The 367-nt window shown below is 76.8% G+C and carries 1 protein-coding gene; it reads left to right on the forward strand.

What is annotated here, in order from left to right:
• On the forward strand, window positions 1–367 hold a 367-nt coding region (locus tag SACPADRAFT_RS31875; protein WP_040923751.1), incomplete at both ends, for a SpnB-like Rossmann fold domain-containing protein.

Below are 367 nucleotides of genomic sequence, written 5' to 3' on the forward strand. Positions count from 1 at the left end.
GCCGCCCCCACCGCGCCGCGCCCGCTGTTCGAGGTGCGGTGGGAGACCGTGGACCTCGCGCCCGCCGAGGGTGCGGTGTCCCGCGCCTCGCTCACCGACGCGCTCGACCGTCTCGACGACGGCCCCGCGGTGCTGGCCGTGCCCGGTACCGACGTCGCCGCGATGCTGGTCCTGCTGCAGAGGCTCGTCGCCACCGAGGACGTCCACCTCGTCGTCGAAACCCACGGCACCGGCAGCCCGGCCGGCGCCGACGACCTCGTCGGTGCCGCCGTGCAGGGCCTGGTACGCACCGCGCAGTCCGAGCACCCCGGCCGCATCACCCTCGTCGACGCTGCGGAACCCACCGACGTCGCCGCCGCTGCCGCCG

The organism is Saccharomonospora iraqiensis subsp. paurometabolica YIM 90007 (assembly GCF_000231035.2).
Lineage (GTDB): Bacteria > Actinomycetota > Actinomycetes > Mycobacteriales > Pseudonocardiaceae > Saccharomonospora > Saccharomonospora paurometabolica.